Annotated in this window: 12 protein-coding genes and 1 tRNA gene; 6 read left to right on the forward strand and 7 right to left on the reverse strand. The window is 68.9% G+C overall.

What is annotated here, in order from left to right; genetic code table 11:
- Positions 1–349: 349 nt before the first annotated feature.
- The 4 genes from IF47_RS0123360 to IF47_RS0123375 all read left to right on the forward strand — a co-directional run bounded on the left by IF47_RS0123360 (position 350) and on the right by IF47_RS0123375 (position 4347).
- Positions 350–535, forward strand: coding sequence for a hypothetical protein (locus IF47_RS0123360; protein WP_031510945.1), 186 nt, complete (start codon positions 350–352; stop codon positions 533–535).
- Positions 536–576: 41 nt separating this feature from the next.
- The gene (locus tag IF47_RS28175) at positions 577–2043 is read left to right on the forward strand and encodes an N-6 DNA methylase (RefSeq protein WP_157840030.1); all 1467 of its coding nucleotides are present in this window, start codon (positions 577–579) and stop codon (positions 2041–2043) included.
- Complete coding sequence (locus IF47_RS0123370) at positions 2043–3218, forward strand: restriction endonuclease subunit S domain-containing protein (RefSeq protein WP_051718155.1); 1176 nt, start codon at positions 2043–2045, stop codon at positions 3216–3218. The genes IF47_RS28175 and IF47_RS0123370 overlap by 1 nt, the downstream gene beginning before the upstream one ends.
- 286 nt (positions 3219–3504) lie before the next feature.
- Complete coding sequence (locus IF47_RS0123375; protein ID WP_031510948.1) at positions 3505–4347, forward strand: hypothetical protein; 843 nt, start codon at positions 3505–3507, stop codon at positions 4345–4347.
- On the opposite strand, the gene IF47_RS0123380 is transcribed toward IF47_RS0123375, so the two are convergent.
- From IF47_RS0123380 to IF47_RS0123395, 4 genes are all read right to left on the reverse strand, one after another.
- Positions 4277–5929 (reverse strand): hypothetical protein, encoded by a 1653-nt coding sequence (locus IF47_RS0123380; RefSeq protein ID WP_031510949.1) that lies wholly within the window; start codon positions 5927–5929, stop codon positions 4277–4279. The genes IF47_RS0123375 and IF47_RS0123380 overlap by 71 nt on opposite strands.
- Before the next feature lie 54 nt (positions 5930–5983).
- On the reverse strand, positions 5984–6514 hold the full coding sequence (locus tag IF47_RS0123385; RefSeq protein WP_051718157.1) for a hypothetical protein: 531 nt from the start codon (positions 6512–6514) through the stop codon (positions 5984–5986).
- Positions 6515–6687: 173 nt separating this feature from the next.
- A tRNA-Pro gene (locus IF47_RS0123390) sits at positions 6688–6761 on the reverse strand.
- An 82-nt stretch (positions 6762–6843) separates the two neighbouring features.
- Positions 6844–7785: a metallophosphoesterase gene (locus IF47_RS0123395; protein ID WP_031510951.1), complete on the reverse strand. Its 942-nt coding sequence runs from the start codon at positions 7783–7785 to the stop codon at positions 6844–6846.
- Positions 7786–7879: 94 nt separating this feature from the next.
- On the opposite strand from IF47_RS0123395, the gene IF47_RS0123400 reads away from it, so the two are divergent.
- Positions 7880–8344, forward strand: a complete 465-nt coding sequence (locus tag IF47_RS0123400) for a GatB/YqeY domain-containing protein (RefSeq protein ID WP_031510952.1) — start codon at positions 7880–7882, stop codon at positions 8342–8344.
- Positions 8345–8441: 97 nt separating this feature from the next.
- On the opposite strand, the gene IF47_RS0123405 is transcribed toward IF47_RS0123400, so the two are convergent.
- Positions 8442–10835, reverse strand: a complete 2394-nt coding sequence (locus IF47_RS0123405; protein ID WP_078592060.1) for a transglycosylase domain-containing protein — start codon at positions 10833–10835, stop codon at positions 8442–8444.
- A 395-nt stretch (positions 10836–11230) separates the two neighbouring features.
- On the opposite strand from IF47_RS0123405, the gene IF47_RS0123410 reads away from it, so the two are divergent.
- On the forward strand, positions 11231–11587 hold the full coding sequence (locus IF47_RS0123410) for a WhiB family transcriptional regulator (protein WP_037733219.1): 357 nt from the start codon (positions 11231–11233) through the stop codon (positions 11585–11587).
- Between the two features lie 111 nt (positions 11588–11698).
- Here IF47_RS0123410 and bagB read toward each other — a convergent pair whose 3' ends face one another.
- Positions 11699–13003 (reverse strand): ATPase BagB, encoded by a 1305-nt coding sequence (bagB, locus tag IF47_RS0123415; protein WP_031510955.1) that lies wholly within the window; start codon positions 13001–13003, stop codon positions 11699–11701.
- 53 nt (positions 13004–13056) lie between these two features.
- Positions 13057–14034 (reverse strand): ATPase BagA, encoded by a 978-nt coding sequence (bagA, locus tag IF47_RS0123420; RefSeq protein ID WP_031510956.1) that lies wholly within the window; start codon positions 14032–14034, stop codon positions 13057–13059.
- Between the last annotated feature and the right edge of the window lie 102 nt (positions 14035–14136).

Consider the following 14136-nt stretch of genomic DNA (forward strand, 5'->3'; position numbering starts at 1 on the left):
AGCCCTGGCTCCCGCAACGTGTTCTGACTACGGCGCCCAAGGTGCGGCACTGATCGACCGGCTCCTGCACCCGGGACCATCGGCTGGACTGCGGCTGGGGACCCGTCCGCGCCCTGTCCGAGGAGCGTCCGGTGTAGCCGGGACTCGCTCAGAACCCAAACAGCGTGCTTCTCTTCAAACGGCCCTATGCGTGCTCTCTTCCCTTGGGAAATCCCAAACGGCGTGCTCTGGGTGGCACTTGCCCCTAAGGCTCTACAGTTCTTGTGGCTCGGCAGACAGGAAGCGGGCCGGACACACCGCGCACGGGCCTCGGTTGGGCTTGCGCGCATAACGCGAGGGGGAGTCACACGTGAAGTGGACACTGATGCTCGGCCTCACGGCGTTCCTGGTGGCACTGGCCACAGCGCTGCTGGGTGCGATCGTGAAGACATACAGCGGGGCCGGTGCGGCGGAGGCGATCCAGGCGGGTGGTAAGACCTTCGCCGCCGCGCTGACCCTGGCCCTCCTGTTCGTGTCCACCTTCGGGCTGGTGTGAGCATGAGCGGCGAGCAGCGCGTACGCCGGGGGAACCCGGAGGTGGGGACGACAGCAGACGGACCGGACGCGGTGTCGCGTCGAGTGCGGCGGCTGACGCGTGACCTCGGCGGTCTGCTGAACCTCTACGACGCCGGCCGGGTTGTCGTCGGTCTCATCTACATGAAGAGCCGGGCGAGCCGGGCACAGGACGGCCCGGACGGACGGCGGGAGGCCGAGAAGCCCTCCTGGCCGTCGCTTGTCCGCCGAGCGGAGGACCAGCAGCCCCTGAGCCCTTATGTGCGGTACTGCCTGAGCCAGTGGCTGCCGCGGACGGACGAATCAGATGGCGCCGATGCGGGTGGGGAATCCGTGCCGTACCTTCCCCGAACGGCCGACACGGTTCTCCGGTATCTGGTCAAAGCCATCGACCAGGCCGTTCGGCGGGGCGAGCTGCTGGAGCAGTGCCTCCAGGATCTGTCCTCCGCGCAGGCGAAGGGCGGCCACTACTTCACACCGCCCGACATCGTGCGGCTGATGGTGGCGGCAGCAGCCCCGCAGGACGGGCAGAGTGTGCTCGACCCGGCGTGCGGCTCGGCCGGACTGCTGATCGAGGCCGCTCGCCAGGTCAGTGAGAGTCTGGGTGGACTGCATCCGAGCCTGGCACTGACAGGGCAGGACCTCCATGCCGGCACACTCCAGATCGCACGGATGAACCTCAGTGCGCACGGCCTCGACGGGCACATCGGCCCGGCGGTGAACAGCCTTGAGAAGCCGTCGGACTCGTTCTACGACATCGTGCTGGCGAATCCTCCCTTCAACATGTCCTTCCAGGGAGCGGAGACGCCACGCAGAGGCGACCCGAGGTGGCCGGATGACGCGCTCCCGCCGCGGGACAACGCGAATTTCGCATGGATCCTGCACATCGCGCATGCCCTCGACTCCGAGGGCAGGGCCGCGATCCTCATGGCCGACGGCGCCGCCACGGGAGTCCGGCCGGTCGAGCAGAAGATCCGCAAGCGGCTGGTCCGCGGCGACCTCGTCGAATGCGTGATCGCACTGCCGCCCGGTCTGTTCCCCCACACGCGTATCTCTTCCTGCCTGTGGCTACTGAACCGGGACAAGGGTCCCCAACGGGGACAGGGACGGAGCGACCGGCGTAGTCAGGTTCTCCTCATCGACGCCCGGGGCGCGTATGAGACGGTGCCCGGCACCCGGCAGCGGCGCCTTGGGAGCGACGGTACGGAGAGGATCCTGCGCACCCTCGCCGCGTGGAGAGGCGCGCCACCGGCCACCGGACAGACACAGGCCTCCTACCAGGACGAGTCCGGCTGGTGCCGCTCCCTCTCCCGCCAGGAGATCGCCGACCACCAGTACGACCTGCTGCCTCCGCTGTACACGAGTGAGTCGGCCGACGAGGCGATCACGGAGGATGGACGTGTCGCGGCACTCGTGGAGGAGCTCCAGGCCAGGTTCGAAGAGTCCCACAGACTGGAGACCGACCTGCTGCGTGTTCTGGGGGAGCTGTGATGCGTGACTTCGTCGCCGCCATCCACCCGGGGAGGTTCGGTCCCTGGAAGGAGACGACAGTGGGTGAGCTCGCCGATGACCTGCTCACCTACGGAGTTCACGACCGGGACCTTCCCGACCACCAGGGCGTCATCCGGGCGGGTGACATCCGTGACGGGCGTGTCATGGCGAACCGGCCCGACGGTGTCGCCACGGCCATCACCAGGAAAACACGAGCAGTCCTCAAAGAGGGGGACTTGGTCGTCGTCCTAGTCCGCCGAGTCGGCGATGCCGCGTTGGTCACCAGGCAGCATGCGGGATGGATCGCGACCCGGTCCGTCGGCATCGTCAGAGCGAAAGATCCGCGCATCACACCATGGCTGAGGATCTGGTTCCGGACTCCCTTTGCCCAGTCATGGATTGGCCGGCATGTCTCCGCCCATGTCGAGCCGACGCTCAGTCTTGACGCGCTGAAGAAGATGCAGGTGTGGGTTCCGCCACGCGAGCAGATCGACAAGCTCTGCGAGCTGGTCGCCCTGATCGAGGCGAAGACGGGCCTCAACCGGCAGATCGCCGCCGGTGCGGTCGCCGTGGCGGACGCCTGCCACGCGTCCTGGGCGCGGCATCGGGCATCGTGGACGTCCTGCACGTTTGGCACGGTCGCCCGCGCGGTGACCGGGAAATCCTCCCCCGGCACCTCTCCGGAAGACAGCGAAACGGACATCACCTGGGTGGCTCCGGCCGACGTCTTGGGCACCACCATGCCGTATGTCGGCCATGCGGAACACCAGGGCCCCGCCGAGCCGAGTGCGGTCTGTGAGCCGGGAACACTTCTGGTTGCCTCGCGACCAGACGGAGCACGTACGGCGATCACACTGGTACCCGCGGCACCTCGCCGAGGCGTCCTCGCGGTCCGGCCCGCCGACCCCGAGGACCGCTGGTGGCTTCTGCACGAACTCCGCTCACGAAGTGATGAGATCCCGGGAATCGCCCAGGGACGGAGCGCACGTGAGATTACCGGCCGGGCCTTCGCGCGGCTGGGCGTCGCCTGGCCCGGTCCGGACGTGCGCCGGCAGTTTCATACCGTGGCGGAACCCCTGCACGCGAGAGCGCGGGCAGCGCTCGACGAGAACCGGACCCTGGCGGAACTTCTCGATGTGCTCTTGCGCGGCATCTCCTCCAGCACGAGGAGTTGAACCGAATGCCTCACATCGCGTTACCTTGAGACCGCTCCGGAAAGCGCCGTCCGGGTACCTGAGGCCCGGACGGCACGCGGTTCAGGCCAAGTCCGCCACGAGCAGGTTGCGAATGGCTCCTTGTGGAGGGTGGCGCCGAAGGTGGCCATGACAGGAGCGGTCGGGCTGCCCGCTCCGAAGACTGGAGGTTCTGCCCCGGGGCAACCTCCGGAGATGGTCATCGCTCCAAGGAACCCGATTCCGGGAAACGCTGCGGAGGGCCCGATCGGCCTGGCTCAATAAGCGCATGGAGATCGGGGAGCACTGGGCCTACCGGGCCAGGCCGAAGGAGCTGGGCAGCGCCGTCCACCACGTGGAAATCGTCCGGGTGAACGGGTCGGGAAGGACAGGACGGGTTCATATCCGGTTCCTGGAGGGGGACGAGGCCGGTCTGCAGGAGTGGGTGAGTCTCGGATGCCTGGTCGCACGCTGGGATGAGGTCGAGGCGTTCCGCGCGGATGACGTGAGTGAGCTGTCCCTGGCCGAGGCGTCGAGGGATATGCGGGGCAGCGCCGAGTTCGAGGCGGCGCGAATGATCCTCGGGTTCGTCCGGCCGAAGAACAGGCTGCGGCTGCGCCGCGGCGTGGCCGACGCGGGCGTCCTGGAACTCGGTCGCCTCGACGACACAGCACCTTTGATCGGCATGGACCCCACCGAGTTGCGGGCGCACCCGATGCTCCATGAGGACCGCAACGGCCTGTGCTTGGCCGGCTGGCAGATTACCGAATGCGTTGCACGCCATGTCGCCGCCCGCCTCGCCGATGAGATCCTCCCGGAGGTGGACCGCAAGCAGCAGGACATCGAGCAGGAGCGTACCCAGTCATCCTGGTACTCGTACGGCCGTCGGGACGACCGCAAACTGGACGCCGAGGCGGCCGCCCTGCGGACCGTCCGGGAGTGGTGTGGTGAGGACAAGGCGGAGCGTTACGACGAGCTGGTCGCCCTGCGCGCCGAGGTCCTACGGCTCGGTGAGCTCGTCGAGCGTGCCGTGAAGGCCCTGCGCGAACGCGGCCACGGTGTCATCGCCTCCACCATTGAGCGCGACCTTGGCGTCCATATCTCCAGCCTTGGTCCCGAAGTGCGTCGCTAACACCGCGCCACGCCGCCACGTCGGGTTTGGGCGGGGAGGGTTCCGCGGGCGGCTTCTCCTTCTCGGGGCGGTGAGGACTCCAGCCGTCGAGGAAGGGGCGCAGCTCCTCTCCCGTCGGCTCCGCGTGGAAGTTTCGCCCGGCGAGACCCCGGCCGTTCAGTGTGGGGTCGAGGCGGTCGGCCTCCGCCTTCCCCCACGCCGACCACTGCAGCAGCCTCTCGGCTTCATCGGGTTCGCCCGCGTGGGCGGCGGCCTCATCCAATGCTGCGCAGAAGGCCCGGATCTCCCCGGCGGTTCGCCACTGCTCCAAGGCGGTTCCGAAATGCTCGGCCCGTGCGGCGTCCACGGCCTTGATCGAGGCCACGCTGATGGCGGCCTCCCAATCCCGCCGGGTGCGTTCCCGCTCCTCGGCCTCCAACCGCCGGCGCTCGGCCTCCTGCCGCTTCCGCTCCTCCTCCTGTCGGCGCCGCTCCGCCTCGCGTGCCAGTCGCTCCCGCTCTTGCTCCTCGGCGTGCTTCTTCAGCGCTCGGAGGACGGAACCGATCTGATCCTCAAGCCGCTTCTTGGGAGTATCCGCCCACTCCTTCTGCCAGAGACGCCCGTACCCCTGCTGCTGACTGAGGTGCAACTCCAGCTCCCCGGACGGCTCCATGCGATGCGCGGGGATGACCCGTTGCCAGTCATACACCCTGCGCCTGCCGTTCTGGGCCGGTACGTACTGGACCCGCTTCTCCCGCTCACGGAAGCCGACCTCGTACGTCCTTCCGTGGACGGTGAGCATCGGCCTCGGCTGCCTGCGCTTCTTGGAGACCGTGATGTCCCCGTGGCGGAGGAGAGCCTCCTCGCCCAGGAGCCGGAGCAGGGACAGCACGCGGGGAAGCACCTCATCCGAGACCTCGAAGGCGCTGTGGTCGGTCTTGACCAGGGCGAGGACCTCGTCGATGTCGGTGATCACCCGGCTCCGTTGCAACCGGATCCGGTTCCACCCCGTGTCGTCCTCGCCGGTCACTCTGAGCAGGCCGAGGAAGAAGTCGCCCTTGGCCCGCCCGCTGTACTTCAAGTGGTACCCGGCCGGGGCGCACTTGCGAGCCGCGTCGAACGCCCTGCGATAGCGGGCCCGTTCTGCGTCGTCCGGGTTGGGGATGCGCAGGAAGCGCCCGGCCTTCTGAACCTCCTCGATCAGGGCGGGACCGATGTCCGCCGGCGAGGGGTTGGACGGTTGTGCGGAGGGCCGAGGAGACATGGCGGTGCGCTGCGCGGAGGGCTCCCGGGTCTCTGCCGTGCTCTGTTGGACATGGTCGGAGTCCGAAGCCTCGCGATCGGTGGCTGAGATCCGCTGTCTCCGGGGTACACGCGGGGGTTTGTCCGGATGGTGCCCGTGCCGCAGGTAGAAGCGCCCGGCGTCGGTGATCTCCGCCCGCCACCTCTTGCCGTCCTTCGGCATGGCGATGAGCCCCCGCTCCTTCAGGGCCCGAGCAGTGAGGGCAAGTTCCGGGCTGTCCGAGGTGACGGGATCGGTGCCTTCGCCGATGCGGGTGAGTAAGGCCAGCTGGCGATCGTTGAGACGCGACCAACGGTGCATGGTGACGGTCGTACCGTCAGTGACCGGCCCAACACAAGTCGTACGGAGAATCTCTCACCGCTTGGTGTCACCTTTCGCGGTTGCGGTCGAGGGCCGCCCTTCGAGACTCCTCCTTCTCGCGCGCATGGAGTAGCTTCCACCGCCGCTTCCCCAGCCTCTGGTGGTGGCGATGTCCCAGCCTCGCTGCTCGCGCATCTGCTTGGCGAAGACGTTCAGATCACGCACTTCACAGCCGCAGTCGAGCCATACTTCGATCGAGATGTAGGTGCCATCGGGCTTGTCCTCCCACGACGCCACCTCCCACCGGACGTCGTGATGGTGGTCCGCCAGACCGGTCCGCTCCTCGTCGTGGACGATGCCGAAGGCTTTGGCATATTCGTCCAGATCGTCGATGACGAACAGATGGCTGGACCACTCACCGGGCCACACGGCGTACAACCGGGACTCACCTGCCCGTGCCCGCCGATAAGTCTCGGCGTCCCGGCCGTGGGTCACGGAGCCATCTCCGTGCACCTCGATGTAGCACATGGTGCTGAGCCGATACGGGAAGTCCTTCCCGACCGCTTTGGCGCTGCGTGGCTGCAACAACGCGTCCCCCTCCCATCGCGGTGGCAACGCAACATCCAGAGCCTACGGCCCGTTCGGCACGCCATGGCCTGGGAGCCGGAAACCGAGGTCGGCTCCCAAGCGGACCAGGGAACGGGTCAGGGGCCCGGTCCGCTCTCGCGGATCGGGCCCCTGACCTGGTGTTTCCTGCGTCGGGGTGGCGGGATTTGAACCCACGACCTCTTCGTCCCGAACGAAGCGCGCTGCCAAGCTGCGCCACACCCCGTTGCAACGAGGACTACTTTAACCCACGCTCGCGCTGAGGAGAAATCCGGTTTCCCGGGGCGGTGGGGGGTGGCGGGGCGAGGTCAGGGGCGTTCGATCAGGGTGAGGAGGGTGGCCTCCGGGGGGCATGCGAAGCGGAACGGGGTGTAGCGGTTGGTGCCGCAACCCGCCGAGACGTGGAGGTAGGAGCGGTGGCCGTCCACCTCGTGGTGGGACAGGCCGCGGGCGCGGCCGGTGTCCAGGTCGCAGTTGGTGACCAGGGCGCCGTAGAAGGGGACGCGGAGCTGACCGCCGTGGGTGTGACCGGCCAGGATCAGCGGGTAGCGGTCGGCCGTGAAGGCGTCCAGGGCGCGCAGGTACGGGGCGTGGACCACGGCGAGCGAGAGGTCCGCGTCGGGCTCCGGACCACCCGCCACCTCCTCGTAGCGGTCGCGCTTGATGTGCGGGTCGTCCAGGCCGGTGAGGGCGATCTCCCGATTGCCGCTGAGCTTGAGACGGCCGCGCGTGTTGGACAGGCCGACCCAGCCCGCCGCGTCGAAGGCGTCGCGCATGTCCTCCCAGGGGTTGTGGATGGCGCCGACGGCCGGCGGGTTGCCGTTGAGACCGTGGCGGCCGGTGGCCTTCTCCACCAGGTAGCGGGCGGGGTTGCGCAGTCGGGGGCCGTAGTAGTCGTTGGAGCCGAAGACGTACGCGCCGGGGTACTCCATCAACGGGCCGAGGGCGCCCAGGAGCTCGGGAACGGCCTCGGGGTCGGAGAGGTTGTCACCGGTGTTGATCACGAAGTCCGGACGCAGCCCGGCCAACGACTGGAGCCAGCGCTGCTTCTTGCGCTGGCCGCCGACCATGTGGATGTCGGAGACCTGGAGCACGCGCAGCGGCCTCATCCCGTGCGGCAGTACGGGGACGCTGACACGCCGGAGGCGGAACGAGCGGGCCTCGATGCCCGCCGAGTAGGCGACGCAGGCGGCGCCGACCGCCGTGATGCCGAGGGGAATTCCGAGGGAGAGCGGGTATCGCGCACGCATGGGGACATGGTCGCAGATGCGCGGACCGCGTGTGGACGGCCATCGGGCCGCAATGCAGTGGGCGTTCGGCCGTACGTCCTGGCACACTTCGGACATGACCACGCTCAAGACCCGGCTCCAGGACGATCTCACCGCGGCGATCAAGGCGCGCGACGAGCTGCGCTCCTCCACCCTCCGTCTCACGCTGACCGCGATCCAGAAGGAAGAGGTGGCGGGCGAGAGCGCCCGCGCGCTGTCCGACGCCGAGGTCGAGAAGATCGTCGCCCGTGAGGCCAAGAAGCGGCGCGAGGCGGCGGACGCCTTCGCCAAGGGCGGGCGCGCCGAGCAGGCCGAGCGCGAGAGGGCCGAGGGCGAGGTGCTCGCCGAGTACCTGCCCAAGCAGCTCACCGACGAGGAGTTGGACGCGCTGGTGGCCGAGGCCGTGGCGGAGGCGAAGGCCGCCGGTGCCGAGGGTCCGAAGGCCATGGGTGCCGTGATGAAGATCGTGAACCCGAAGGTGGCGGGTCGGGCGGAGGGCGGCCGGGTGGCCGCCGCCGTCAAGAAGCGCCTGGCGGGCTGACCGCGGCGCGAGGCCGCGGGGACGGAAGCCACGGAAACGCGGAAGGGGCGCCCGGCCGACATCGGCCGGGCGCCCCTTCCGCGCTCGTCGGGGGCGGTTACCTCGGACTCCAGCCGCCGTCCTGCCCCTCGGACTGCCAACCTCCGTTGCCGTTCCCGTTGTTGGCCCCGCCGCTGTTCCACCCTCCGGTGGTGCCGCCATCGGTGGTGCCGCCGTCGGTGGTGGTCCCGCCGTTGGTGGTGGCGCCGCCGGGGCCCCCGTTGGTGCCTCCGCCGATCAGGTTGGGCGGAAGGGTGATGTCCGGCAGATCCGGCAGGGAGGGCCCGGGCCTGCTGTCACCCGGCTTGTCGTCACCGCCGTTCCCGCCACGGTCCCGGTCCCGGCCCTTGTCCCCGCCTTCGCCTTCGCCCTCGCCGCTGTCACCGCGCGGCACCTGGACGTCGTTGAAGGACTCGACGGGCTCGCCCGCCAGGGCGCCGGTCATCGCCTTCTTCCAGATGGGACCGGGCAGACAGCCACCGCAGACCTTGTCGTAGTACCGGCCGCCGATGGTGATGTTGTACATGCCGTCCCGTTGGCCGACGTCGTCGCCGACCCAGACCGCGGTGGAGAGGTTCGGGGTGTAGCCGACGAACCAGGCGTCCTTGCGGTCGTTCGTCGTACCGGTCTTGCCCGCGTTGTCGCGGTCGGAGAGGCCGGCGCGGGTGCCGGTGCCGTCCTCGACCACGCCCTTGAGCATCTTGTTGATGCTGTCCGCCGTGTGTTCGCTCATGGCCCGCTCGCACGTGGAGCCGGGCACCTGGAAGCTCTTGCCGCCCGAGTCCGTGACCTTCTCGATCGCGATCGGGGAGCAGTAGGTGCCGCGGTTGGCGAAGGTGGCGTAGGCGGCGGCCATGCTCAACGGGCTGCTCTCCTCACCGCCCAGGGTCACCGAGGGGTTCTGGCCCAGGGGTTTGTCGTCGCCGCGATCGACGCCCATCTTCTTGGCCATGGTCAGGGTCTCGCAGAGACCGGCCTTGCGCTCCAACTCGGCGAAGTAGGTGTTGATCGACATGGCGAGCGCCTTGGTCATGTCCCAAGTGCCCTTCTCCGACTTCAGTTCGTTCTGGACCGGCCAGAGGCCGTTGCCGGAGGGCTTTCCTTCGCAGGTCTTGAAGTCCTCTTTCCGGAACGTGGCCTTCCAGTCGCTCCCGTAGGAGAACGAGGGGTTGATGCCCTTCTCCAGCGCGGCGGCGGCCGTGATCGGTTTGAAGGTGGAGCCGACCTGGAAGCCGTGGGCGCTGCCGCCCATGCTGTTGTTGACCGCGAGGTTGATGAGCGTCTCGTGATTGTTGCCGTCCAGGCCGTACGGACGGCTCTGGGCCATCGAGAGGATCTTCCCGGTGCCGGGCTCCACCTGAACGACGGTCGCGGCGACCGGGTCGTCCTCGTTGACCAGGCTGGTCGCGGCTTCGGCGGCGGCCTTCTGCGCCTTGGGCGAGAGGGTGGTGTGGATCGTCAGGCCGCCCTGCTTCCAGCGCTCCCTGCGCTCCTCCTCGGTCTTGCCGAAGACCGGATCGGTCAGGAGTATCCGACGGACGTAGTCGCAGAAGAAGCCGGCCTTGTCGGTGGCGGTGATGCAGCCGCTCTTGGGGCGGCTGACCTTCAGACCGAGCTCCTGCTTCTTGGCCGCCGCAACGTCCTCCTTGGAGGCGGCGCCCGTCTCGGCCATGCGGTTGAGCACGATGTTGCGGCGCTTGACGGCCCGGTCGGGGTTGTTGACGGGGTCGTAGTAGGTCGGGGACTGGACGAGGCCGGCGAGCATCGCGGCCTCGTGGAGTTCGAGCTCGGCGGAGGGTTTGGAGAAGTAGCGCTGGGCGGCGGCCTCGATGCCGTACGCCTGCTGCCCGAAGAACGTGATGTTGAGGTAGTTCTCCAGGATCTGGTCCTTGCTCAGCTCCTCCTCGACCTTGATCGCGTACTTCAGTTCCTGGATCTTGCGGCCGATGGTCTGCTGAGTGGCCTCGGCGACCTTCTCCTGGTCGTCGCCGGCCTGCTCGACGAAGACGTTCTTGACGTACTGCTGGGTGAGAGTGGAGCCGCCCTCGGCGACCTCGCCCTGCTGGGCGTTCTTGTTGAGGGCCCGCAGCACGCTCTTGAGGTCGATCGCGCCGTGCTCGTAGAACCGGGAGTCCTCGATCGCCACGATCGCCTTCCGCATGACCGGGGCGATCTTGTCCAGCGGCACGACGGTGCGGTCGCGGTAGTAGTCGATGGCGATCAGGTTGCCCTCGGAGTCGAGGATGCGGTTCTTCTGACTGAGCGGAGGACGCTTGAAGTCGATGGGTATCTCGTCGAAGCTCTCGACCGTTCCCTTGGCGGCGAGGCCGATGCCCCCGGCGACGGGCAGCGCGATGCCCGCCAGCACGGCTCCCGCGAGCACGCTGACGCCGAGGAATTTGGCGGCCTGCTGGGGGCCGGTCAGCCCGCCACCCGAGCGCTTGTTAGCCATGAGGGCAGCCTACGTTCTTATTCGCCGGACAGGTGAGCATGTGTTCGCCTACGCTGTAACACGTCTGGCACGGTTGTGCGGTTCCTTGTCAACTCTCAGGTCACTCCATTAGGTGTTGAGATGTGACCGAATTGCACCTCTATGTCGGAAATACTCCGTTCGAGGAGCGCCGAATCGGGAGTGAAATCTACCTCTGTGGGCGGTGAGTCCGCTTTATCCATCGGTCACTCCGTCGAGTGACCTGTGACGTACCCATAGTCCGTTCGGACCATTCAAGATTGGGCCCGTCGGGGGTGTTGTGCCCTGCCCGCCTTCCGTAACGTCCTGCACTGGCAGCGGTGAATATGCCGCTGCCGCCGTGGGGGAGCCTCGATTCGGGAGAGGACGGCGCCGGCATGAGCTGGGTAACCGACTGGAGTGCGCAGGCGGCCTGCCGCACTACCGATCCGGATGAACTGTTCGTACAAGGGGCGGCCCAGAACCGCGCCAAGGCGGTCTGCACCGGGTGCCCGGTGCGCACCGAGTGCCTGGCCGACGCCCTCGACAACCGCGTGGAGTTCGGAGTCTGGGGCGGGATGACCGAGCGGGAGCGGAGGGCGCTGCTGCGCCGCCGCCCGACGGTCACCTCCTGGCGACGCCTCCTGGAGACCGCGCGCACCGAGTACGAGCGCAGCGCGGGCCTGCTGCCCGTGGAGGTCGACGGGCAGCGCTACGCGGCCCGGCGGTACGACGACTACGCCGCGGCGGGCTGATCGACGGTCCCGGCCCCGGTCCGGTTCCGCGACGGTCCGTCGCGGCGCGGGGCCCGTCGGCCGTGGGCGGTGCGTGACGTGCCGACGGTCACAGGGCCGCCGGACGTGCCGTCAGCCGTGCTCGCGCGTGGGTTGCGTCGCGAGCCGCTCGCCGATCGCCCGCAACCCGTCCAGGTCGTGGACGTCACCGGGCAGCGCGGCGACCTCCGCCACCGGCACTTCGGGGTGCAGCGAGGCGAAACGATCCCGCGTGCGTCGTTCGCGCGCGAGCACGTGCATGCGCTCGGCGTGCAGCCTCAGCATGCCCGCGGCGAGCCACTCGGTTGTGGTGGGGGCGGCGGGGGAGCCGTTCCCGGAGTCTTCGCGGAGTTCCTCGGGAGGGTCGTCGGCGGGGGAGCCGTCGTCGGAAGCGGACCGCGAAGTGTTCCGCCCTTCACCACCCTTCCCGGTGTGATGATCGACAATGCCCTCGTCCTCAAGATTCTCCGCGGCGGCCAACGCCCGTTCCGCGCTGAGGTGGGCGGCCTCGCTGCCGTGCATCCGGTTCAGCACCAGCCCGGCCAGCGGCATCCGGTCCGCGGCCAACCGCTCGACGAAGTACGCCGCCTCGCGCAGCGCGTCGCGCTCCGGCGACGCCACCACCAGGAACGCCGTCCCCGGGGCCTGGAGCAGCCGGTAGGTGGCGTCGGCGCGGGTGCGGAAGCCGCCGAACATCGTGTCCATCGCCGCCACGAAGGTCTGCATGTCGCGCAGCAGCCCCGTGCCCAGCAGCTTGTTGAGCAGACCGGTGAAGATCGACAGCCCGGAGACCCCCAGGTTCACGAACTTCAGCCCCGCCCGGCCGCCGACCTTCGCGGGGGCCGTCAGCAGTCTGATGAACCTCCCGTCCAGGAACGACCCCAGGCGCTTGGGCGCGTCCAGGAAGTCCAGCGCGGACCGGCTCGGCGGGGTGTCGACGACGATGAGGTCCCACTCGTCGTCGGCGCGGAGCTGGCCGAGCTTCTCCATCGCCATGTACTCCTGCGTCCCCGCGAAACCGGCCGACAGCGACTGGTAGAAGGGGTTCTCCAGGATGGCGCGGGCCTTGTCCGGGGCGGCGTGGGACTCGACGATCTCGTCGAAGGTCCGCTTCATGTCCAGCATCATCGCGTGGAGTTCGCCGCCCGCCGCCTCGCCGACGCCGTCCACCCGGCGCGGCGTGTTGTCCAGCTCGGTGAGCCCCATCGACTGGGCCAGCCGACGGGCCGGGTCGATGGTGAGGACGACGACCTTCCGGCCGCGCTCGGCGGCCCGCACGCCCAGGGCCGCGGCCGTCGTCGTCTTGCCGACGCCGCCCGCGCCGCAGCAGACCACGATCCGGGTCTCGGGGTCGTCGATCAGCGGGTCGACGTCCAGCACCGGCAGGTCGCCGAGCACCGTCCCCGATTCGGTCGCCCTGGCCGTTCGCGTCGTCTGCACTGTCCGCGTCGTCACTTCGGCACCCCCTGTTCGCGCAGCTCCCCGGCGAGTCGGTAGACGCCCGGCAGGTCGGCGCCCTCGGGCAGGAGTTCCAGCTCGTACGTGGGCAGGTCCAGCTCCGCCAGCTCCGCGCGCAACTCGCCCTCCAACGCGACCCGCTCGGCGTGCTCGTGGGCCTGGCGGAGCAGCGGGTCGACGAGCTGCTCGGCCTTCCCGCCGCGCCGCGCGCCGCCCAGGCCCGCCCGGGACAGCGCCTTGGCTATCTCGGTGCGGGACTCCTCGGCGGCCAGGACGGACTCCCGGTCCAACAGCGCCGGGCGCGTCATGTTGACGAAGACGCAGCCCACCGGCAGGTCGGCCGCGCGCAGTTCGGCGACGCCGTCCACGGTCTCCTGGACCGGCATCTCCTCCAGCAGGCTCACCAGGTGCACGGCGGTCTCGGGCGACTTGATGACCCGCATCACGGCCTGGGCCTGGTTGTGGATCGGGCCGACCCTGGCCAGCCCGGCCACCTGGTCGTTGACGGCGAGGAAGCGGGTTATCCGGCCGGTGGGCGGCGCGTCCATGACGACCGCGTCGTAGACGAAGGCACCGCTGCGGGTGCGGCGGCGCACCGCCTCGCAGACCTTTCCGGTGAGCAGGACGTCGCGCACGCCGGGCGCGATGGTGGTGGCGAAGTCGATCGCGCCCATCTTCTTCAGGGCGCGTCCCGCGCCGCCGAGTTTGTAGAACATCTGCAGGTAGTCCAGCAGGGCCTTCTCCGCGTCGATGGCCAGCGCGTACACCTCACCGCCGCCCGGCCCGACCGCGATCTTGCGTTCTTCGTAGGGCAGGGCCTCGGTCTCGAAGAGCTGGGCGATGCCCTGCCGTCCCTCGACCTCGACCAGGAGCGTTCGCTTCCCCTCCTCGGCCAGCGCGAGTGCGAGTGCGGCGGCGACCGTCGTCTTGCCGGTCCCGCCCTTGCCGGTCACCACATGGAGCCTGCTCACCCTTCGGAGCCTAACCACCGGGCCGGTGGTCTACTCGTGGGGATGGGGCCATGGAGGTGGCCGGGAGGCTGTCTCTTATACACATCTGACGCTGCCGACGAT

It is taken from the genome of Streptomyces megasporus, assembly GCF_000718985.1.
In the GTDB taxonomy this organism is placed as follows: Bacteria; Actinomycetota; Actinomycetes; order Streptomycetales; family Streptomycetaceae; genus Streptomyces; species Streptomyces megasporus.